The organism is Pedosphaera parvula Ellin514 (assembly GCF_000172555.1).
GTDB lineage: Bacteria > Verrucomicrobiota > Verrucomicrobiia > Limisphaerales > Pedosphaeraceae > Pedosphaera.
Genome location: NZ_ABOX02000005.1, coordinates 78,285 through 99,440, shown reverse-complemented (window position 1 = coordinate 99,440; position 21,156 = coordinate 78,285). Strand labels below are relative to the sequence as shown.

15 protein-coding genes are annotated in these 21,156 nt (G+C 54.4%); 6 read left to right on the top strand and 9 right to left on the bottom strand.

The annotated features are described in order from the left end of the window. Positions 1-300 precede the first annotated feature (300 nt). Positions 301-1,899: a DNA/RNA non-specific endonuclease gene (locus tag CFLAV_RS31870; RefSeq protein WP_007413657.1), complete on the top strand. Its 1,599-nt coding sequence runs from the start codon at positions 301-303 to the stop codon at positions 1,897-1,899. 104 nt (positions 1,900-2,003) lie between these two features. Beyond that, positions 2,004-3,791 (top strand): hypothetical protein, encoded by a 1,788-nt coding sequence (locus CFLAV_RS05485; RefSeq protein ID WP_150107284.1) that lies wholly within the window; start codon positions 2,004-2,006, stop codon positions 3,789-3,791. Between the two features lie 39 nt (positions 3,792-3,830). On the opposite strand, the gene CFLAV_RS05480 is transcribed toward CFLAV_RS05485, so the two are convergent. From CFLAV_RS05480 to CFLAV_RS05455, 6 genes are all read right to left on the bottom strand, one after another. Next, on the bottom strand, positions 3,831-4,634 hold the full coding sequence (locus CFLAV_RS05480; RefSeq protein WP_007413655.1) for an NIPSNAP family protein: 804 nt from the start codon (positions 4,632-4,634) through the stop codon (positions 3,831-3,833). A gap of 111 nt (positions 4,635-4,745) precedes the next feature. Then, the gene (locus tag CFLAV_RS05475; protein WP_007413654.1) at positions 4,746-6,665 is read right to left on the bottom strand and encodes an alpha amylase C-terminal domain-containing protein; all 1,920 of its coding nucleotides are present in this window, start codon (positions 6,663-6,665) and stop codon (positions 4,746-4,748) included. A gap of 6 nt (positions 6,666-6,671) precedes the next feature. Beyond that, positions 6,672-7,946 (bottom strand): cupin domain-containing protein, encoded by a 1,275-nt coding sequence (locus CFLAV_RS05470; protein ID WP_007413653.1) that lies wholly within the window; start codon positions 7,944-7,946, stop codon positions 6,672-6,674. Positions 7,947-7,955: 9 nt separating this feature from the next. After that, the gene (locus CFLAV_RS05465; RefSeq protein ID WP_007413652.1) at positions 7,956-9,119 is read right to left on the bottom strand and encodes a cupin domain-containing protein; all 1,164 of its coding nucleotides are present in this window, start codon (positions 9,117-9,119) and stop codon (positions 7,956-7,958) included. A 10-nt stretch (positions 9,120-9,129) separates the two neighbouring features. Then, positions 9,130-10,959 (bottom strand): GMC oxidoreductase, encoded by a 1,830-nt coding sequence (locus tag CFLAV_RS05460; RefSeq protein ID WP_007413651.1) that lies wholly within the window; start codon positions 10,957-10,959, stop codon positions 9,130-9,132. 39 nt (positions 10,960-10,998) lie between these two features. After that, positions 10,999-12,102 carry an early set domain-containing protein gene (locus tag CFLAV_RS05455; protein WP_040547106.1) on the bottom strand — a complete coding sequence of 368 codons (1,104 nt, stop codon included), beginning with the start codon at positions 12,100-12,102 and terminating at the stop codon, positions 10,999-11,001. A 126-nt stretch (positions 12,103-12,228) separates the two neighbouring features. Between CFLAV_RS05455 and CFLAV_RS37815 the strand changes: the two genes are divergently transcribed. Further along, complete coding sequence (locus CFLAV_RS37815; RefSeq protein ID WP_007413649.1) at positions 12,229-12,531, top strand: YjbQ family protein; 303 nt, start codon at positions 12,229-12,231, stop codon at positions 12,529-12,531. Positions 12,532-12,584: 53 nt separating this feature from the next. Here CFLAV_RS37815 and CFLAV_RS05445 read toward each other — a convergent pair whose 3' ends face one another. Both CFLAV_RS05445 and CFLAV_RS36390 read right to left on the bottom strand, forming a co-directional pair. Continuing rightward, positions 12,585-15,335: a glycoside hydrolase family 2 TIM barrel-domain containing protein gene (locus CFLAV_RS05445; RefSeq protein WP_237712367.1), complete on the bottom strand. Its 2,751-nt coding sequence runs from the start codon at positions 15,333-15,335 to the stop codon at positions 12,585-12,587. Continuing rightward, positions 15,260-17,572: an Ig-like domain-containing protein gene (locus tag CFLAV_RS36390; protein WP_160164495.1), complete on the bottom strand. Its 2,313-nt coding sequence runs from the start codon at positions 17,570-17,572 to the stop codon at positions 15,260-15,262. Before CFLAV_RS36390 ends, CFLAV_RS05445 begins: the two co-directional genes overlap by 76 nt. A gap of 291 nt (positions 17,573-17,863) precedes the next feature. Between CFLAV_RS36390 and CFLAV_RS05435 the strand changes: the two genes are divergently transcribed. The 3 genes from CFLAV_RS05435 to CFLAV_RS05425 all read left to right on the top strand — a co-directional run bounded on the left by CFLAV_RS05435 (position 17,864) and on the right by CFLAV_RS05425 (position 20,505). Next, positions 17,864-18,283, top strand: a complete 420-nt coding sequence (locus tag CFLAV_RS05435) for a secondary thiamine-phosphate synthase enzyme YjbQ (protein ID WP_007413646.1) — start codon at positions 17,864-17,866, stop codon at positions 18,281-18,283. 729 nt (positions 18,284-19,012) lie between these two features. Next, positions 19,013-19,507, top strand: a complete 495-nt coding sequence (locus CFLAV_RS05430; protein ID WP_050785635.1) for a class I SAM-dependent methyltransferase — start codon at positions 19,013-19,015, stop codon at positions 19,505-19,507. Positions 19,508-19,731: 224 nt separating this feature from the next. Next, positions 19,732-20,505, top strand: a complete 774-nt coding sequence (locus CFLAV_RS05425; protein ID WP_007413644.1) for a bestrophin-like domain — start codon at positions 19,732-19,734, stop codon at positions 20,503-20,505. 221 nt (positions 20,506-20,726) lie between these two features. Here the strand turns inward: CFLAV_RS05425 and CFLAV_RS05420 are convergent, their stop codons facing one another. Continuing rightward, entirely contained in the window at positions 20,727-20,993 is a 267-nt protein-coding gene (locus CFLAV_RS05420) for a hypothetical protein (protein WP_007413643.1), read from the bottom strand. Positions 20,994-21,156: the final 163 nt, after the last annotated feature.

Here is a 21,156-nt window from a genome sequence, read left to right as displayed (position 1 = left end):
GCATTTCCTTGAGCACCTGCACCAACCCCGCTGTGTCATCCAAGACCTTCTGATGACTTCATGAGCATTTTCTTTTCCTTATTGAAGGACCGTTGAGCGCTCCTGTCTTTTCTGATTCCTCGACGAGATTAGCGATTTCATAAAAGTTGTCGATGTCAGCTTGATGTTACAAAAGCGAAACGTTTGCAATAAATCCTTGCCAGAATGGATTTCCAACCCTAAGGAATAAGCCCGTCCTGGAAGTTCGTCGGTCAATCATCAACTCAGAAGTTAACGTCCGCATTGCAACTATTCCTATCTATGAATCCCTCCTCCCATCCCCGAAAACTGTTTGCGGGTGCCCTCAGCGCGTGCGCGCTGTTGTTCTCGCTCCTGCCAGCGGATGCCACCATCAGCACCGCCCTGCAAATGCAATTGGGCAATCCCAGCAATGCCACGGCAGATGCCAATAACCACAGTCACTATCTGATTCAACGCACCGTCGAAGCCATCGACTTTAGCGATAGTCTCGGCGAGCCCAACTGGGCGAGTTGGGACTTGACCGGAAGCGATATTGGTTCGAGCGGCCGCTCCAGCTCATTCTTTACTGATACCACCCTGCCAGCGGGCTTCTACGAAGTGAAAACCGGAGATTATACCGGGTCCGGTTTTGATCGCGGCCACATGTGCCCCTCCTTCGATCGCACCGATAACACAACCGACAACGACCTGGTATTCTACATGTCGAATATCATCCCCCAGACAGCCGATAACAATCAGGGTGTATGGCAGAATTTTGAAAGTTACTGCCAAACCCTCGCGCAATCCGGCAATGAAATGCTGCTCATTTGCGGACCCAGCAGTTTCAACGGTTCCCGCATCCAGCCGAGTGCCAAGGTTTCCATTCCCGGTTTTACCTGGAAAATTGCTGTCGTGGTTCCCGCAGGCAGCGGCAGTGCTCTCAGCCGAATCACCACTGCCACCCGCGTCATCGCGCTGGAAATCCCCAACATCTCCGGAATTCGCACCACCCCGTGGTCAAACTATGTCACCTCGGTTAATCAACTCCAGACGGATACCGGCTTTACCTTTTTCACTGCCTTGCCGGCCAGCGTTGCCACCGTGCTTCGCGCCAAGGTGGATGGAGCGGTCGCGCCTACCATTACCAGCTTCTCACCAGGCAGCGGCACAGTGGGCGCCAGTGTGACCATCAATGGCACTGGCTTCAGCTCGGCATCTGCCGTGGCTTTTCACGGCACAAGCGCTTCTTTCACCGTGAACTCAAGCACCAAAATCACTGCGACGGTGCCTGGCGGCGCTACTTCTGGAACCATCACAGTAACCGCTGGCGGTGGAGTTGCCACCAGTTCCAGCAGCTTCACCGTAACCACGGGCGGCGGCAGCGGCACGGTCGTCATCAGTCAGGTTTATGGCGGCGGCGGCAACAGCGGTTCAACTTATAAAAATGACTTCATTGAACTCTACAACGCCGGCTCAACCACGGTTGATCTCAGCACCTACGCTGTCCAATATGCCAGTGCCACCGGCAGCAGTTGGCAGGAAACCACCCTCAGTGGTTCGATTCTGCCGGGCCATTATTACCTGATTCAAGAAGCCGCAGGGACGGGCGGCACCACCAGCCTGCCCACACCGGAAGCCACCGGCACCATCAGCATGTCTGCTACCAGCGCCAAGGTGGCTCTGACCAAAACTCAGACCCTGCTCACCGTGGACAATCCCGTCGGCAGCAGTGCCGTTGTCGACTTTGTTGGTTACGGCACGGCCGATGCCTTCGAAGGCTCGGGAGCTGCCCCAACGCTCTCAGCCACCACCTCTGCCGTGCGCGCTGGAGGGGGTGCTACCGATACGAATAACAACGCAGCCGACTTCACAGCTGGCGCAGTCGATCCGCGCAACTAACGCGCTTACTCAACGTTCCACTCCGGGTCGTGCACCTCACACGACCCGGAGAAATCTCTCCTCCCAACCGCTGCTTCATGAACACCCAATCCAAAGGCCAAAAAATGTTAATTGGCGCAGTGCTGCTCGCACTTGCGTTGATGGCGGCTGTTTGGATCCGGGGGAACAATTTCCGCAAGGACAAGTCCGGTCCAGTTGTGCGAACATCCGGACTTGCTCCTTCAACAACTCCCACCAGTGCAGGCCTCACCTCGGCTGTGCCAGCGGCTTCGAATACCGATGTAACTACTCTCCTGGATCGCGCATTAACGGAACAAGATCCAGTCAGGCGCTCGATGGAGTTTGGACGCATTTTCGCTGTCTGGTTTGAAGCAGACCCTGAAGCAGCACTGGCTTACGTTCAGAAAATGTCCCATGGAACCGAATACACGCAAGCCACATCCTTGATTCTGGAGAGCTTCGGCAAGAGCGATCCAAAGCGCGCACTTACTCTGGCCCGCGACATGGTCACGACACACGAGCAACGCTTCATTTACAATACTCTCTTCGATCAGTTTTCCCGCAACGATATCCAGAGCGCATTGAGTTATCTGGAACTCGTCCCCGCCGGTGAGAGTCGCGAGAACGCACTGCGCGCCCTCGCCACGAATTGGGCGGACAAGGACATGGATTCCACACTGAGCTGGGCGGAACATCTCGGCGATGCCACAGAACGTGCGGCTGCATTGGAGACCGCGCTGGCTTCTTTGGCCGGAACTGATCCCCATCGTTCACTCGATCTGGCTCAACAATTTCTCAGTGGCGAGGCGCTCAACCGAACACTTCTCACCGGTTTGAAAAAACTGACCACCCGGGATCCGCAGACCGCCAGTCAGGTGGTAAGCCAGTTATCCGCCGGTCCGGTGCAAACCAGCGCTGCCTTGGACGTGGCGCGTGCACTGGCAACTCAACAACCAGAATCGGCCATCTCCTGGCTGAAAACCTTGCCTGTGGGTGAACTCCAACAACAAGCTTTGAACAATGTGCTCGACGTCTGGGGCAGTAAAAATCCGGAGGACGCCGGGAAATATGTGGCCCAAATGCCCAAAGGGGCTGATCAGGATGCCGCTGCTGCCCACCTCGCGCATACCCTGGCTGCCACTGACCCTGCCGCCGCCATTCATTGGGCCCAGACCCTTGAAAGTGATTCAGCGCAAGAGGCGGCATTGGTAAATATCGCTTCCGGTTGGGCCAGAAAAGATCCAGCGGCGGCAACGCAATGGGCGGAAAATTTGCCCACTGACAGTCCTGTGCGCGGCAAAACCATCCAGGACACACTCTCCTACTGGGTGTTGGAGGATCCGAAAGCAGCCGGGAGTTTTGTAAACACTTTACCCGAAACAGACCAGCCTCATGCCATCAAGGCTGTGGCGCCAGTCCTGACTCAGAATAGCGTGGCCGATGCCTTAACTTGGGCACAAGCGCTTCCCTCCGATGACATCCGGGAACTGGCTCTCCAGGAAGTGGTGACTCGCTGGGCTGACAACCATCCAACCGAAGCCGCAACTTGGGCGTTGACTGAGCCGGAAAGTGCAACCCGTGTGGATCATGTTCGCACCATAGTGGCTGCGTGGATGGCTGAGAACGCCGACCAGGCCGTTTCGTGGGCACAAACCTTGCCTGCAGGCCCCACCCGCGACGGTGCAGCAGACCTGATTTCCGCCCAGCTAACCGCCAGGAACCCGGAGCTCGCAGTCGATTGGGCCGCCTCCATCGAGCGTCCCGAACTCCGCGATGCCAGCCTCGAAAAAGCACTCACCGCCTGGCTGCAAACCAACCGCTCCGCCGCCCAAACCTGGTTGGCGAAAGCCAACCTGTCGTCGGCAACCAAAACCCGTTTGCTCGGTCAATGAGCAGTTGTGCAGACATGTTACGGACCCACATTTATCTCTCTAAATCTGCGAATACGCCGTTGGCCGAAGAAATAGATTGCTGATGTTGGAAACAATCTCCGGATCAGTATAACCCGGCGTGCTGCTCAGTTTCTTCCATTCGGGATCTGAACCAAAGGCGTGCCAATTTTTCTCTCGTGCGGCCATGTCTTCGAAAGTGAGCATGTAGGTTAGGTTCGGCATCCTGGAACCAATCAACGTTTCGCCGAAGAAAACCGGCTGCAAACCTGTCCGACGGAAAATCGCAATCTCGCCCGTGTTGAACATCTCCACCTTCTTCTGATTCGCCTTCTTGCTGTGACTCTCGTACGTGCGCAGTTCAAAGATGCGAGACTTGTTTCCAATCGCCCCTGCGGGCACTTCGATCTTCGGTACTCCTTGAAACGCCACCATCAGCGAGCTTTCCATCCGCACATAGGCCGGGTCCGTCGCCGGCGCATTGATGAACTCAGCACCGGCCTTTTGATATTCCGGATCTGAATGCACCTTGTCGTTGGCCGTCGCAAACGATTCCAGTGATTTATGCGGCAACAACACATACATCGTCGGGCTGTCTGGCCCCACCATGACGCTAAACACGCCAACTGGCCCGATTCCTGCACGATTCATTGCAGGAATCGCGGCATGCTCATAAAAATCATCAAACAACTTCTGCTTTGGACCGCGTCGCAGATGGTAAAGGCGTAATTCATAAAATTCACGCGCCGGCGATTCACTCTTTTCAGCAGCAGAAACATTCATAGTGGTCAAGGCTCCGACACTTGCAGCCGCAAGAGAGGATTTAAGAAATTCACGTCTCTTCATAGTTGGTTTGCGTTGGACAAAAGTTGACTGCCCCACATTCGCCTTGTCAACGCGGAATGATTTGCATGGCTGTTCTCCCTGAAATTCGTGCTGCGGCTGCAAAGGAAACGACTAATCACCGGAATCCCGGGCAAACACAACAATCCCGTTTGCGGGAATTGTGATAAATGCCGAAGCACCGAGCCCATGCTGCGGGCCTGCTGATGCCTCCACACCGCTGCCGTTTCCATAAACACCCGGGTTAACCCAGTTCTCGTAGACATCACTGTTGAAGACCTCAAGCCAGTGGCCATTGCCGGGGAAGCCCACCTGATATCCGAACCAGGTGTTTTCGCTCAGGCTGACAGCAACCACGACGTCACGCCCAATCCCTTCCGCCCAACGCTGAAATATGAGAACACGGTTCTGGTTGCTCGAGTGAATCACGCGACATCCCTCCCCGCGCAAACCAGGCTGCCGTCGGCGCACTCCGATCAACTCGCGTGTAAAACGAAGAAAGTCCGCCATCTGTTTATCGCCATTCTCAAGGCCAAACCACCAAAGCTGGTTCCCTGACGAAGGATCATCATTCCACTGTTTGTCCTCCAAAAATTCCTGGCCCATGAACAGCATGGGAATGCCAGGGGCGGTGAGTAACAGACCAGTTGCGACCCGACTGCGGCTCCGACCATACCAGGACCGCGGATTCGAATCATCAGCCAAGCGTGGAATCCGAGGGTCTTTATCCCGGCGCACAACATCATGGTCCTCCACGGATTGGACACCACGCCACCTGGCGTTCAATCCCGGATTTTCCACCGCGCGGGCGATGGCATCCATGTCAACGAAGGCAGAAGCACCTGACGACGCCCCGCTGATGGCCGCCCGGACACTCAGCCGGATACCATCGTGCCAGGTGGCATCAAAACCAGCACCACCAGATTCGGCCGCCCTGACGACGGAATCGTTCACTGGCCAGTATTCCGCGATTGTGATGGCTTCCGGTTTCATCGCGCGAAGGGTGCCACTGATTGCCTGGCCCGCGTTCCATCCGCCGTTACGATCCATCACGCTGAATTCGTCGAAACGGAAACCGTCGACGCGGTATTCTTCTATAAAGAATTTTGTGTTATTGATGAGAAATTGCTGCACGTCGTTGTTCCAATACGCGAACACCTGTCCCCCAGCCCAATCATGGTCGGTGAAATAGAGGCTGTCGTTCTTATTCCCATCCGGCATCCGGTCCTCGAACCACATGCTATTTGCATCGAAACCGCCACCGGCATGGTTGAAGACCACATCCAGGACCACAGCGATCTCATAGACGTGACAGACGTCAATGAGTGCTCGGAGCTGATTGTCCGGGCCGCGCAAGATATCGATCCCGGTGTAGCCTGCCTGCCCGCGTTGTTGAAGCACCTGATTGACCGAATTGAAATATCCCTGAAGCTGAGACTCATCCGCTTCGCCGTAGTCATTTTCGGGACTGTAGTAATCCGTGCCGTTATATCCCAGGCTGAAAATGCTGGGATACTCCTGCACCGGCATCAATTCGATTGCATTCACGCCAAGGTCGCTCAAATAGGGAATGCGCTTGATCAAATCAAGGAACTTGCCATGCAAATGTCCCGCTTCCTGTGAGAACGCACCAACATGAAGTTCATAAACGATCAACTCGTTGAAAGCCGGTGGCCGAAATCCGTTTTGATGCCATGGAAACCGGAACGGGTCACGTAAAACACAGTTGCAGTTTGGAAAGGCAGGTTGAAATGTAAGCTGCCGGGCAACCGGGTCACGCTTGTACCCCGTGCTGGCATTCCCATCGATGTAGAATAGATACTGGTCGCTTTCTTTTAGCGCGGGGAAGAATCCCGCCCAATGTCCTCCGCCAATTCGATCCAACAGGCAATCGTCTTGTTGCTTCCAGCCATTGAAATCGCCGGAGACCCAAACAGCCTTGGCGCGTGGCGCCCAAATACGGAAAGCAGCGCCGCCAGGCACGAGGCTGCCACCCATGGGCACTTTGGAAAGATCCGGTTGGGGAGTAGTCATCGGTTTTCAGTCGTACCCGCCGAACATCAGAAGTGAAATGTCCTCGTCAGTAACGTTGAACAGGGCATGCAGGTTGCCCGGCTTAAGCAGGCTAAATGAACCGGCTGTCATCGTGCGTATCTCAAAGCACCGTTCCCTTTGGGGGAATTCGCACCAGTCACCCGTCACCATTACGCCTGCCCCGCTCATCAGGAAAAAAATCTCCTGGTTATCGCGATGCCGATGAATCCCAATACCGCACTCCGGCTTCAGAATGTGCAGGTCCATATACTCCACGGCCAGAAACTTCTCGTAGCGCGTCGCCCCGCTCTTATCGCCGTTCGCTCCGAACATCCAGGGTGCCACTTCCCTCCCAAGTTCCCCGCTGTCACGAAAATCAAAATAGTTGGAGAGCACATTGCGGAAGTGCAGAAACCCGAATCCACCGTGTGGGGACTCGCTGACTCCGACTTTCAGATAGTTATCCCAACCCCGGTAAATCATGTTGAACTGATAACGGTAGTTTTGCCCGCCTTTGGAGTCCCACCATGTCTGGGATTTATCCGCCCACGCCACTTCCACAGTCATGGGCAGCACAGGATGCATCGCGTGGTTGGCAGCCACAGTGCGCATATCACGGTTGTCCAGACCCTCGCGCGCAAAGTCGTTGGCACCACCTTGAACGAGGGAAGGCAGGCAAATAATTCCTCCCCGGTCGATGGCTGCTATTCCACGGCCATCGAGTTTATTGCGCAGATCGTTGCCAGGGTAACCCCAAATCTCAATCTCATAACGATCAGTCTCGGGATTGTATGGAACATCAATGAGCGACGCCGCTTCCATCCCCTGCACCTTCACGTACAATTTCAAACTCTGTCCCAGCCGATGGCCTGACATCTGTGAGAGTTTCGAGTCTGGCCCTCCGCGATAAGAAAGAAAGAGGAACGGACCGGTCCACTCCGTGTCGCTTGCATCTTCCCGAGTCGTCGCCCAACCGCGGGCGATCCACGTATCTGTGCAACGAAAATCATGGATGTTCTGTTTCTGAAAGTCCTCTTTGTTATCCTGCTGTCCCGGATCAGTCACATTGTAAGCAGAGCCGGAGGGTCCATAGAGTTCCAGGAAATCGTAAGGCATCAAATACTGAACCTGGTTCAACAAATAGTTCTCGCGCTCCGCTGCCAATTCCACTTTTTCAAGAACGCTCATCAGCCGTGCCAGCGGATTATTTTGCTTATAATCCGCGGACGCAGGGGGTTTGACGGTAAAAACGCGATCACCACTTACAATTCTCATTGGCATAATGCTTTCCTAAGCGCAGTGATAACCAAATGCGACAAATCGCAACGGCTTATCGCTGTTAATATTGCGGATGCCGTGAATGCCACCGCTCTTCGTAAAAATCACGCTCCCTGGCTGTACCTTGACCTCTCGCACATCGTGCTTGGGAAGCCCGAAGAGGTCGACGGTACGCAAGGGATACTTTGTGTCATCCGACATCCTGGGATCATCGCCATCTCCCATGTAGGCAATGCCCTCGCCTTCAAAAATGTAATATAACTCCTCGCTGCCGATATGCTGGTGTGTCCCCTCCACAGTTCCGGCCGGAATTGTCACCTCGTGAAACCATACGTTCGACCCGCCGAGTTCCCGTTGCACGACCCAGCGCATTTCGATGGTATTGTCGTTGGGACCCGGCCGTCCGAAATCAGCCGACGTCGGCTCTGTCATCGCGTTCTTATATCGCACCGGCAGCAAATCACGAACGTTCTGGAAGAAAAATCCGCGCTGGAAGTCGAGCAGGTAATTGTTCTTGGGCACTGTGTTTTGGTCAGCGCTCGGCGTCTGGGTGTTTGGCACCTGGTAAGTCTGCTTGAAATTATTATCCCATTGAGGATCGCCAATTTTATAACCAAAAGGGATGTCGATTTCGTTCTCACGAAACGCAACTTCCACCTGTCTGATTCCGTTTGGATCGGATAAAGCCGGGCCAAACCTTCGGATACGGGTAATGCTTCCATCCCGTCCCATCATGGATTCCACTTTCGCATCATGATGCTTGGTCGGCGGCGGTTCGAGGTTGTCCCAGATTTCCGCCTGAAAAGCCCCAATCCACGCGTCATAATGCAGGCGAACCATGCCCTCGGCATTCTTTGCCGGGTCCTCGTGATTCACCTTGATAAAAGCCAGCACGCGGTCTTTCAGGAATCGTTCCTTCTCCCGGGCCAGTTCAACGAGCCTCGAAGCACGGTACTCGATTCGGATAAACCGGGCCAGCAACGCGCCATCCAGGAAGACCTGCCCTTTGAGAACCGCGTTGTCTACTTTATTGCGCACCTCGTGGACGTAATACCGGTATCGAGGACTGCGAGTCGCATTCAGGTATTGCGCGTGGTAGATCCGGTCAGGATAAAAGACAATGCTGAAGATCTGGTTTTCCGGCCGGTTCTCAATTTCGGTGAATCTTGGATCCATGGTGTTAATCCTATAGTTGGGCCAATATGCGATCCGCCACCCGGAATGAATTTGCCTCGATCGTGTTGGTGGGATTGCCGCTTCCGGAAGTCGGCATAAACGCACCGTCCGTCACGTACAAATTGTCGAAATCCCAGGCGCGGCAGTTCGGGTCGAGTACCGAGTCGTTCCGGTCTGTGCCGAAACGGGCGCCTCCCAGAATGTGATTGGCAATTCTAACCAGCCCATTGGGCGCGAGATAGGATCCGCCTTTGCCGACAAACTTGAATGCCTGAATGCCCTGCCCCGAAAGCTCCAAAACACGCGCCGCCATGTTCGCATAAGTGTCCATCAAATACCGGTCGTGCTGATGCCAATCCTTGATGATGTACGCCACTGACCGGTTCCATTTGTCTTGTATCGTCGGATGGAGTTCGATGCGGTTGTCCCGCTGGGGAACCTGGTTCGCCATGAAACTGATGGAAAGGCCTCTTCCAAACTGCGTATCCAGAAAATCAACCACGGCCTGGCCTTTCAAGCCGGCATTATACATGAAGCCGAGCCAGAGATTATCCAGGTCCATCGCTCCCTGCGTGCGGAACAAGGAGATCGGCAGGGCTTCATCCGATGTGTTGTTGTAAAGTGCACCTCCCGCCCACAGACCCTGGCTCCGCAGGAAATCCTCGTTACCACAGCAATCAGTTGCCCAGTCGGCATCGAGCGCAATTGACTTGTCGTATCGATCAGGCAGCAATGCTGCAGCACCGCCGAAACAGTGCGTCATGAAATAACGACCCAGCAAATCGTTTTGGTGAATGGCCTGATCGAATCCAGAATCGAGTTTCGCCGAAAGTTTCAGCAGCCGAATCGATTCAATCGCCGAGCAGGCGACGACAACCACCTTTGCCTGTGCAGACCGCTCCATCCCTCCAGGATCCAGGTAGTAAACACGATCCACTTTGCCGTTGGTGTAAGTCAGCCGCGTTGCGATCGAGTTGCACCGGATTGTGAAGTTAGGCAAATCCTTCACCGGGGTCAGCAGTGAAACCCAGGCGCTCGACTTGAGACCAAGCGGATCGCCATAACGATTCACATAGCTCGTCTTCGCGGTTTCCGGATCCGAGGGAATCTTACGTCCACTCGGACCATGATCCCGCGTAATGACCGCCAGCGGCGTGCGATATGGCAGAATCGGATTGGCAGGTCTAAGTTCCCTGGCCAGCAACTCCATCCCGCGCCGCGCATATTCGCTGATGCCATTTGGCGTCAGAGGCGGCTGATAAACATCGCGGCTGAATGGTTTCTGCTGATTCTGCACCATTCCGTTTATGCCGACCAATTCCTCGGTCTTGGTATAATACGGCTCGAGATCATCATACGAAATGGGCCAATCGCGGGCTTCACGCCGGATATCGCCATTCGGGTCTTCCCGGATATCGTTGCGACCGGCATTGAAGCTCGCCAGCTTGAAATCGAGCGGCACAAAGCGAAATGAAACTCCGCCATAAAGTTGCGTCCCACCGCCAACCACCTGCGCCGTGTAACCTTCAAGGGTTGCTTTATCAGAATGATCACCATCGCGATACACGTGTGGTTCATCATTCAGATCTGGCTCAACGTGGCTTGAGTAATAGGAAACACCTTGGTTCGCCAAAGGCAGTTGCAGACGCTTCTCCGGTCCGTCAGAGCTCAACTCGTCCCGTTTGAAATCGCTGCGGCCATTCGGACTCTGATACTGGGGACGGATCATCGGCCCTTTTTCCAGCACCAGAACGGATTTCCCCGCCTTCGCAAGCACATTTGCGATGGGCGCACCGCCAGCACCACTCCCGATAATGATCACGTCAAATTGGTCTTTCATGATCTACTCCAGAACCTTTCCAACGCCAAACCGTTAATATCAGCCGAGATAATCCGAATTGACCCCGAGCGGGGACTCCATCGCGCGACGCCAATCGAATAGCGTCGCCCCATGCTTCCCGGGTGCCGGTGAAGGAAGTCGATATTGGTCGCTTAAATATGCCCAACCCGCCGCACCGGCGTTACCTCCATACTTGGGATGGCAGAACGCGCCCGTTACAACGTGACGTCGCAGCAAATACAGAAAATATTGCGGGCTGCCGTACAGCGCGTAATCCCAGCCATCAACTCGATCCGTGGCCATCTCATCATAAAGAGCGAAGTATAACTCACGACTCATGCGTGATGGCTCGGTATAAGGATTCCGGGTTCTAAGAATACGATCAATCTGTCGCAGGCAGGTCTTATAATCCGCGAGGTGATGGCGTTCTTCGCGCGCCAAAATATTATCGATGTAATTAATCTCGCCCACCGAATTATCCATCCGGTAGACGTTGTTATACAGATCCGCTTGTTTCTGCCGGTCCAGATAGTTATAGAACCGATCCAGAAAATTTGTTCCGTCAGCAGTTTGAAATGGCAGGATGCCGGCGGTGAGACGGTAAAGCAGCGCGATCTCCCACTTTTCCAGCACCAGAGGGGACGAAAAGCCATCCGTGAAGAAGCTTGACCATACAGCGCCATTTTCTGTCGCCGTTTCCTGGGGATTCACCGGATCATTTATTGGGTAAGATCCATCCACCACAAAGCGATAGTTATGGACTTGTCCCTTCGGCACCGCGTAGGCCAACGACCAATATCTCGTGTCCTCGCCCTCAAACTGCACCCGCTGGAGAGGGATCGGATCGTATAGCGTGGCGAACGTGCCAATCACCGCCACGCTGCCTGGCGATTGTGTATCCGCCCCCGCATAAACAAAAGTGACCTGGTTGTAATCCTGATAACTTGCAGCCGCGGTTATCCCCGAAGCGCCCCCTCCGTAGGTATCGATAATCGGAAAGCGCCAGGCTTCGGCAATGCGATCTCGCGGGGCTTCCGCGCCGCTCCCGTATGAGTGTCGCCGATCAGTGTTGAAACGCCCCAAGTACTTTGCACAGTAGTTCAGGACGTAACGATCATCATTATGAAAATGGAAATCCGCCATGGCCATGAAACCCAGGAATGCACCTACCGGATTCCCTTATATTTTTTTTGAGGGTGCTTGTCAAGATTTACTCTATAAACTGCCTCGCATTTTGTCTGAGGATAAAGATTCACACGCCGAATTGTTGTGAGCAAAGTGTTAACTTACGAAGCTCCCCAAAATTTCTGCACTGCAGCCGTTGCACCTCTCGTGCAAGGGAAAATAACTCCGCCTCTCCACACGGCGATCAACTATTTTTGCCTTTGCGGCAATCCGTTACCAGCAAGTTTTGCGATTAACGAATTCCTTCTCAGCCCCGACAAGTCTGATATCCAAAACGGCATGAAATCCCTCACCGAACATCTCTGGTTCGAAGTCCCCAATCGCCGAGGTTTCATCAACCTCACCGACACCGTCGAAGTACTCGGCAGAAAAAGTGGCGTTCAGTAAGGCCTCTGCCTTTCACAGCCATGCACATCACCCTAAGCGTCGGCAGCAAATTCTCAAGGAGAGGAAACGCGGTAGTAGCGGGACGGCAGATTAGTCGAAGTCTGATCGAAGAATTGATATTGGCCAGGATTGAACTCGGTCGCTGGTCCGGCCCAGATCCAATTCACCAAATTGGTGGATGCCCATACGCTGAAACTATTGTGAACAACGGCGCTGAAGGTCAGGGCAAATTGAACCCCGCCTCCCGAAGCCGTGGCAAAGGGAGTTACGTTGGTCACGCTCGCAACGGCATTGGAGGACGACGTGCCCCCACCCGCAGCCACGGAACCGACGTCAAAGCTGCCTTGAAGCACGTTGCCGGATGAAAGTGTCAGGATAAGATCGGGCACTACTTGCATGGTAAAGTCATTTGGGAGGCTGACCTGCTGGTTGACGTACAGGAGGTAGTTACCGCCATTTCCCCCGCCCGCCCGGCAGTGGAAACGTTGAGACGGATCAAAGCTCAACATCAGCCCGGCACCTGTTCCAGTAGCCAGGCTGGCCCAATTACAATCATATTTGGTCGAGTTGAAGTCGAAGGCGTTCGGCAGGTCCATGCGCGTGATGTCCACATTGGTCGAATCGGGCGTGGCGGTGCCGGTGGCGCGCGCGATGCTCAAAGGCGGATAGACGGTCCAGCGTGTATCACGGTCCCACGAGAAATGGTCGTAACTCGATGGCATCTGGAAGATCCAACCCACTTCCTGCACCTCCGCACTGCTGGCGGTCCATTGCAAGGTATAGGAAAACTGATTGTTCGCATATTGCGCCTGGATCTGCCCCAGCACTTGGCTGCCGCTGGATCCACCGATGACCGTGGCCGAGAGACTTTGCAGTTGCCCAAGCGTGGTGGCGTTGGCCGGCGTGAGCGTGACGCCCGTGAGCGAGGCGGGATAACGCAATACCTTGGTCCAATAGCCCGGATCAGAAACGGTTTGCCGGGTGATAAGATTGAACGTCGGGATTGGCAGTCCAGCCGGCAACGCGGGATCCGGTGAGGTGGGCGCGGCATTAGCCAAAGTGAATTGATGAGCCACGATATCCCGGCCATCCGGGTGATTGAAATCGACTCGCAAGGCATCCGCATAGGCCAAGGCATCAGCAGGAACAGAAATTCGCACGGTACCGCTGCTTCTGGGCGGCAGGGTAACATTGGTGGTGCCGGAGGCGATCGTCACCCCGCCGCGCTGCAACTGCCAGGCCGTTGTCAGGTAAGACAAGTCAGTAAAGGAATAGAGATTTTTAACGGGGAACGACACCTGCCCGGACGACACCGTGAGCGCGTTGCTGACCTGGATCGGCGAATAGACCATCTGCGCCTCATAAACTTTCGGCCGTGGATTTCGGAAACCGTCCACCATGCCTTTGCACTTCAAGATGTGAATGCCCGTCGCCGGGAATGAATATAGCAATTGAACGCCGGTGCTTTGGTATTGCTGGTAACTCGCGTCGGAATTTGGATCAGCCAGGGCGCGATCGGACCATTCGAAAGGAAACGTACCCGCAATAGTGTCATACTGCAGGCAAACGTTCCACACGCGCTGCTGGGCGATGCCCCATTGCTCGCAGACGCTCGCATCGGCAGCCAGACGTATGTCCCAGGTGTTTGGCTGCTCCAGGTAAATCCAGGGGTGAACCGTCGCGGAGGCGCCGTCGCTCTGCATCGTCGCCGGAGAAGGATAATGCCGATCAGAAAGTTCGACGTTGTACTTGGAAGCGTCAAAAGTGGAGACGAGGCGTGGACGGGTGGGATCGAGGGTTTTCACCAGATCGGCCACGACCTGCAGGTTTGTGCCGGCGCTATTTTCGTTGCCAATTGCCCAAATCACCACGGAGGGATGATTCCTGTCTCGCCGAATGACTTCCCGCGCGCGTTGTTGGAAGGCAGGGGTCATGCCCTGATCGCCTACGGAGCTGACCCAGCAATACGGCAGTTCGTTCGCCACGTACATCCCGAGTTCATCGCAAAGATCGTAGAATCCTGAGCCGAAGTTATAGTGAGTGGTGCGGATCGCATTGATGTTGGCGGCCTTCATCATCAGGATGTCCCGCCTCCAATCGTCCGGCCCCATGGCGTTGCCTACGGTTGCGGTAGAATCATGATTGCAGACGCCCGCAAACTTCACCGGAACGCCATTCAACAGCACAACGGCATTGCTGATCGTCAACTCGCGAATGCCAATGCGGTTGGAAACGGTTTCGGTAATCTGTCCCGCCGGGTTCTTCAACTGCAACGTCAAACCGTAAAGGTTGGGAAATTCCGCGGACCACAGTTGGGGCTGGTTTAGAATCCGGGTAAAAACCGCTTTCCCATTGGCTGCGTTCGTCACCGTCGTCACGCCATTAAGAGTCATTACAACCGGCGTTGAGGCGTCACCCTGAGTCACATCTGCTGACACATCCACCTCGGCCTGGTTATTGGCAAGCAGATGAGTTTGCACCTGGACGCCGGCAAAATTCGTTTGGGGAACGGAATAAAGAGTCACCGGCCGGAAAATGCCTCCGAGTGTAAAATAATCGCCGGAGTCCAGATCGACCGAGGGTGATTTTTTCACGACGCGAACGGCCAGGAGGTTGGTCGTGCCGAGGTTCACGAGCGAAGTAATATTAACCTGAAATCCAGTCCAACCGCTGTCGTGATAATTGCTGATGCCCCAGCTCGGCTCGTTCACCATTGCCGGCTGGCCATTTACCCACACCTGTGCGCTGGTCTGGACGCCATCGAAGTAAAGATAGATCTGCCGCCCCTGCCACGAAGCCGGCACTTGAAACCAATCCCGGTGCAGGCCGGGAGGTGGTGTCCGGGAGCGAAATAGGTTGCCGGTGAGAATCCTGCCATCTCCCAATTGCCCGGCACCGCTATGTTGGTCCAACCCGGGCTTTCGACGTAATCCATCCGCTGGAATGGCTGGCTCGAATCGACGATCGAAATATTTGGCACCGAGCCGGACCAGTAGTTCGCAAGCCGCTCAAGATAGAAGCGCCAGGAGCCGTCCAGCGAGATTACATTGTTTGTTTCGCTGGGAATCACCGCTGTGGGATTCAACACATGCAGGTAAACCAGGCCGCTGGCGGTCAACTTGCCATCAGTGATGGTATAAGAGAAATAATCATCCGCTGCCAGCGGTCCGTTGAAGTAAATAGAATTGCTGTCACTGGTGACACTCGCGCCAGCTGCGCTGAACGGGCCTGCACTGCTGAAGCTCACCGTGTCGCCATCAGGATCGCTCCACCCGGCCATGGTCGCAAGATTGGTGATCGCGGCCTGCCATGTGGCTCCCGGAAGCAGGTCGAAACTCACGTTCCTCGCGACCACCGGTGGCCGGTCGTTTGTGACGACGAGGTAAAGCTCATTGCCCGTAACATTTAACGAGACGTATTGCCCCGACGCGGCGCCACCGCCGTTCACGGCCACCGGTGGCAGCCCGACTCCCGACACCAGCCCCCCGGAGCCAGCCGAGATGAGCTTGTAACTCCCGGCCCCGAGCTGCGCGCCGGTGTTGTTGATCTTGAACACCGTGTTGGTGGCCAGGGCCAGAGCCCCGCCCACAACCGTGAACGCGGGAACACCCGAGGTATAGAGCAACGATACCGTGCCTGCGCCGGCATTGAGATAGCCGCTGAGCGTTGCCGTCGAACTGCTGTTGGTCAGCGTCTGGCTCACCCCCAAAACGAAATTCGATGATGCACCCGAGGCATCCAGCGTTGAGTCGGCGGACAGGATGATACTTGGACTATTGACCAACCCGCCCGCGCCAACGAACGCCAGCGTGCCCTGCTTGACAATGGTATTACCCACGTACGTGTGGGCGGCACCCATGGCCAGCGTGCCAGGGCCGTCCAACGTGAGATTACCAGCGCCGGAAAATGCGGCGTTCAGGGTGATGGTGTGCGTCGCTTCGGGCGCGAAGGTGACGGTGCCGGGACCGGGACTGGTTGTCAGCGTAGCAGGCAGACTCGAAGCCCAGGACCAGTCCGCGCCGCCCGGAATAATTGAATTCGTGCCCAGCGTGCCACCGCTGTTATTGGCAAGGTTTGCCGTATGGAAAGTGCCGCCCGAAAGATTGATGGCGGTGTTGTGAGTGCCAGCCCCGTTGGCGTCGTAAACGCCACCGATGCCAAGGTAAATATTCCCGCCGGAAACATTAAGGTTCTCCCAATCCGTGAAGGCGCTGCCCGGCCCTACGTGCATTCGGATTACAGGGCAGTAAACGGTCCCACCGCTAATATTGGCAGTGCCATTGGTCCCGCCCTGGCAGAATGAAATTCCATTGGCTCCATTATCCGTGTTTGGGTTACGTAAAAGATAAACCGTGCCGCCAGTCAGCTTGAAGATGCCCCAACCGCTCCCGCTGCCGCCGCGCCCCAGGCCGAACCAGCCGTTGCCTATCAGCGTCCCGCCATTGACGGTAAGAGTGCCAATGCCTCCAGTGCCAATTTCAATGCCGCCCAGGCAGGTGACCGTACCGCTGTTCAAGGTGAAAAAACCCGTGCCACCCGCGACGGCCCCCAGTTGAAACACGTCCCGATAATAAGTTTCACCGGCTCCGTTTCTCTGGATTGTGAGTGCCCCGCCGCTGTTCGTGAAATAGCCGAAGGCACCCACGGCGTTGCCGATCGCCAGTCCATTACCACTGTTATTAGTGATCCCAAATGCGCCGGCGCTCATGTTGAACGTGCCATTGCCGGCAACCGACTGGCCAAGTTGAAGCACGTTCAGCCCGTAAGCAAAAACCGCGTTGTTGTAGAGCACCGAACCGTTCGGAGTCGTGCCGTTGCCGACGGTCGCAACGTCCGCCGATCCCGGAACCCCATTCGGCGTCCAATTCGCGGAACTGTTGTAAGCAGCCGGAGCGGATTGGTTCCAGTTGAAGGTTGTCGCGGAGCTGGGAAAAACCCCAGCGAACAGGGAGAGGGTGATAGCCAGGACGGGTGCACCTTTGGACAACGCTCGAAGCGAACCCGCGCCCCTTGGACTGCTGAATGGACAGTTTGTGGTCATGCGGTTTGGCACGAAAAAACGACGGTTTTTTCGTTCCGTGTAAGTCACGAAGGGGTTCACAATGTGCATTATTTCATGTTGCGCGACTTTTTGTCAAACAACAGGTTTGCTGCGGCAAGCACGATTCAAGCCTTCGCCTCTTCTCCAGTACTCCTGCCAACACCGCGCACGCCGGACGGGAAGAAGTTACCGTAAATCACGAGGTATTAGTTTCCGTGGTGAGGGCTTTGCAACTTTAATAAGGTCAAATGCCGATTCTCAAACGGAACCACCTCTGCTATTCAGAACAGCATGAAATCTCTCACTGAGCATTTGTGGTTCGAAGTTCCCAATCGAAGAGGATTTGTGAATATTACCAACACTGTTGACGAACTGGTGCGAAAAAGCGGTGTGTCTGAAGGACTCTGCCTGGTGAATGCCATGCATATCACTTCGGCGGTCTTCATAAATGATGCAGAGGAAGGACTCTTGCATGATTACGAAGTCTGGTTGGAGAAACTGGCGCCCCATGCCCCCACTTCCCAATATCATCACAACCGAACGGGCGAAGATAACGCTGATGCCCATATGAAACGACAAATCATGGGCCGGGAAGTCGTTGTCGCCATCACAAAGGGCAAGCTCGATTTTGGCCCGTGGGAACAGATTTTCTATGGCGAGTTTGATGGTCGTCGGCGCAAGCGGGTTTTAGTTAAAATCATAGGTGAATAGTGATTTGCATGGCATTGATCAACTGGTTTAACTCCCAAATCGTGTTAGTCAGATTGCCGCTTCCGGAAGGCAGCGAATGAACCGCCTACGATCGCTGGAAGCAAGTCCGCCCCATCCCTCCACACTGTAAAAGTGATTTCGCATCCCGACATCACACCTGGTTCACTTTTTAATTGGCGTTCGGTTTCGCAACCCGCAGCCTGCTGAAACGCCTCACAGCACGGCAAGTTTTTGCATGTGACGTTCGCAGCTTTCTTTTGCCCGCTCCTCTGTCATTGATTGTTGAAAGAAAACTTCTTCCGACGGAGTTGCCAAATAGTTCCGAGTCGAAAACCGATCTGTTCATGCCAACAGCAAAAAGAAATTTGAGAATGATCGTCGGGCGATGTATAATTACCAGACCTCTTACACAAGGCAGGTATCGAGCGTGACAATTAGTTTGGAAGTTCTTTCGGGATGATCTGAATCAGGGAAGCAACAACCAAATTTTTGCATGCCATCAATGACGTTAAAACAGGAGAGTACATGACAATCTTTAGTATTAGTTCCAAAATCTCGCCGTTTTTTCGAAGGCGGCGTGTTAAAAAATTTCTCTCAACATTTCAACCCACCAGGGAAACGAGAATCCTTGATGTCGGTGGATATCCACTTTGCTGGCGGGACATACCAATCCAATCTCATATCACTTTGTTGAACACCCATCCTCTTTGCTCGTATGACCGGTCTTTTATGACGGCAAACCAGGAGTTTGTGCAGGGCGATGGCACTGATTTACACTACGAAGATAAATCCTTTGACATCGTCTTTTCCAACAGTGTGATTGAACATTTGGGAACATTCGAAAAGCAACAGGCATTCGCCCGTGAAGCACAACGTGTGGGGCGGGGTTACTGGGTGCAAACACCCGCGCGGGAATGCCTTATCGAACCGCACTACCTTACTCCATTCATTCATTGGCTTTCCAAACCAGTCCAGAAACGTCTCCTGCGCAATTACACCATCTGGGGATGGCTCCAAAGGCCATCGGAACAGACATTGGACTCGGTCCTCGCTGAACTGAGATTGATCGATCGAAATGAGTTCAACGGAATGTTCCCTCAGGCATCAATCTGGCTTGAGCGTATGATTGGTTTGCCCAAGAGCTATACCGCTTACAAAGTTCCCCCTGCCACTGAGACCACGGCATCCTTGAAGAAATCCGGCGCGTTGGTTTCAAATCAATAAGTTATAAAGGGGACTGAATGCACGTCAGGCTAACCTGGGTTTCCTGGCCCCGGAAACGCGTCACTTTGTCAAATTCGGAATTCCAACATCAAACAACAACCATTCGCATAACAAAAAGACAAAGATCGACCTCGGATCTGAATATTATCCTTACCTCATGATTCGTGTATGGGAGGTTTCGAGGCAACTCTATTTCTCCTCCAATAGCCACCCTATATCATGAAATGAATTTCACTTTTCTTACCGTCCTCGCCACCGGCGGCTTGTTGCTCGGCATGCTCGGCATGCTCGAAATTGGCCGGCGCATCGGTGTCCGGCGATTGGCGCACGACCTCGAAGAAACACGCCCCGGACAGACGGCGGTGGAGGGCGCCATCTTTGGTCTGGTGGGCTTGATCATGGCTTTCACTTTTTCCAGTTCCCTAACCAGTTTCGAGACGGAACGGCAATTGATCGGGCAGGAAGTCAGCGCCATCAGAACGGCATGGCTGCGGCTTGACCTGCTGCGCGCGGATGATCAAGCAGCCTTGAAGGAGTTATTCCGGCAATATCTCGATTCACGGCTGGAAATGTATCGGAAGCTGCCGGACACCGCCGCAGGCAAAGCGGAATTTGCGCGCTCAGTGAAGTTGCAGGACGACATCTGGCAAAAGACGATCACCGCGTGTCACGAGTCGGGAGTAACCTCATCCTGGGCGTTGCTTCTGCCCGCTCTGAACCAGATGTTCGACATCAGCCATGCCCGGGCCCTGGCTGCGCGAATACACCCTCCAAAAGTCATTTTCGTGATGCTCAGCGCGCTGATGCTGTTGAGTGCACTGCTCGCCGGTTACGGGATGGCTGGCGGCAAGTCGCGCAGCTGGCTTCATATTCTTGGCCTCGCGGTCAGCTTATCGGCCACGGTTTTTCTTATCTATGACCTGGAATATCCGTACGTGGGTGTGTTCCGCATCAATGCCATGGATCAAATGTTGGTGGAACTGAGACGAAGCATGTAATGAATCAACGCAACGAGAAATCAGGTTCTGAGAAAACAAAATCGTACCAGGGAGGATACAGCCGATGCCCACATGAACCGGTAAATCATAGGACGCGAAGTCGTCGTTGCCACCACTTAAGGCAAACTTGACTTCGGTCCTTGTAAACAAATTTTCTATGGAGAGCTTGACTGCGCGGCCGTAAACGCGCAGTCGCCAAAAATCCTAGTGAGTAGGGAAGGTCACTTCTCACCACGCATGGCGTAGGCTTCTGCTTCCTGGGAAACGCCCGGCAACTTGGCCCAAACGTTGCAACCACTGCCACCGCTCACAATCAGTTGGAACTTTCTGAGCTCTGGATTCAGGCAAAGCGCTTCCTCCGGAGCCAGTGCTTCATCACGCGAGCCTTCGACGTCCCAAAACTTGCAGGTCAGGCAGGCACCGATTTTATCCGGGTTCGACAGATGTTTATCCTTCTTCAAATCCTGAAGGTGTTCATATGTTGGCATGGTATTCCTTGGTCGTGCGTTTGTATTAACAATTCTCAGCCAGGTTTTTGACGGTTTAACGCCTTCAAGAACATTGCGGAGAATAACCACACTTCAACTAGGGTGCTCTGCCCATGCCCATGCAAACGAACCTTTTTCAGGTGACAATTCCCCACAGCTTTCA

Excerpts from the sequence above, each read along its gene's own strand:
- CFLAV_RS05485 (WP_150107284.1), top strand. The coding sequence starts at position 2,004 with ATGTTAATTGGCGCAGTGCTGCTCGCACTTGCGTTGATGGCGGCTGTT.
- CFLAV_RS05435 (WP_007413646.1), top strand. The coding sequence starts at position 17,864 with ATGAAATCTCTCACTGAGCATTTGTGGTTCGAAGTTCCCAATCGAAGA.
- CFLAV_RS05425 (WP_007413644.1), top strand. The coding sequence starts at position 19,732 with ATGAATTTCACTTTTCTTACCGTCCTCGCCACCGGCGGCTTGTTGCTC.
- CFLAV_RS05460 (WP_007413651.1), bottom strand. The coding sequence starts at position 10,959 with ATGAAAGACCAATTTGACGTGATCATTATCGGGAGTGGTGCTGGCGGT.
- CFLAV_RS05480 (WP_007413655.1), bottom strand. The coding sequence starts at position 4,634 with ATGAAGAGACGTGAATTTCTTAAATCCTCTCTTGCGGCTGCAAGTGTC.
- CFLAV_RS05470 (WP_007413653.1), bottom strand. The coding sequence starts at position 7,946 with ATGCCAATGAGAATTGTAAGTGGTGATCGCGTTTTTACCGTCAAACCC.
- CFLAV_RS05430 (WP_050785635.1), top strand. The coding sequence starts at position 19,013 with ATGACGGCAAACCAGGAGTTTGTGCAGGGCGATGGCACTGATTTACAC.
- CFLAV_RS05475 (WP_007413654.1), bottom strand. The coding sequence starts at position 6,665 with ATGACTACTCCCCAACCGGATCTTTCCAAAGTGCCCATGGGTGGCAGC.
- CFLAV_RS05455 (WP_040547106.1), bottom strand. The coding sequence starts at position 12,102 with ATGGCGGATTTCCATTTTCATAATGATGATCGTTACGTCCTGAACTAC.
- CFLAV_RS05465 (WP_007413652.1), bottom strand. The coding sequence starts at position 9,119 with ATGGATCCAAGATTCACCGAAATTGAGAACCGGCCGGAAAACCAGATC.
- CFLAV_RS05420 (WP_007413643.1), bottom strand. The coding sequence starts at position 20,993 with ATGCCAACATATGAACACCTTCAGGATTTGAAGAAGGATAAACATCTG.
- CFLAV_RS31870 (WP_007413657.1), top strand. The coding sequence starts at position 301 with ATGAATCCCTCCTCCCATCCCCGAAAACTGTTTGCGGGTGCCCTCAGC.
- CFLAV_RS36390 (WP_160164495.1), bottom strand. The coding sequence starts at position 17,572 with ATGACCACAAACTGTCCATTCAGCAGTCCAAGGGGCGCGGGTTCGCTT.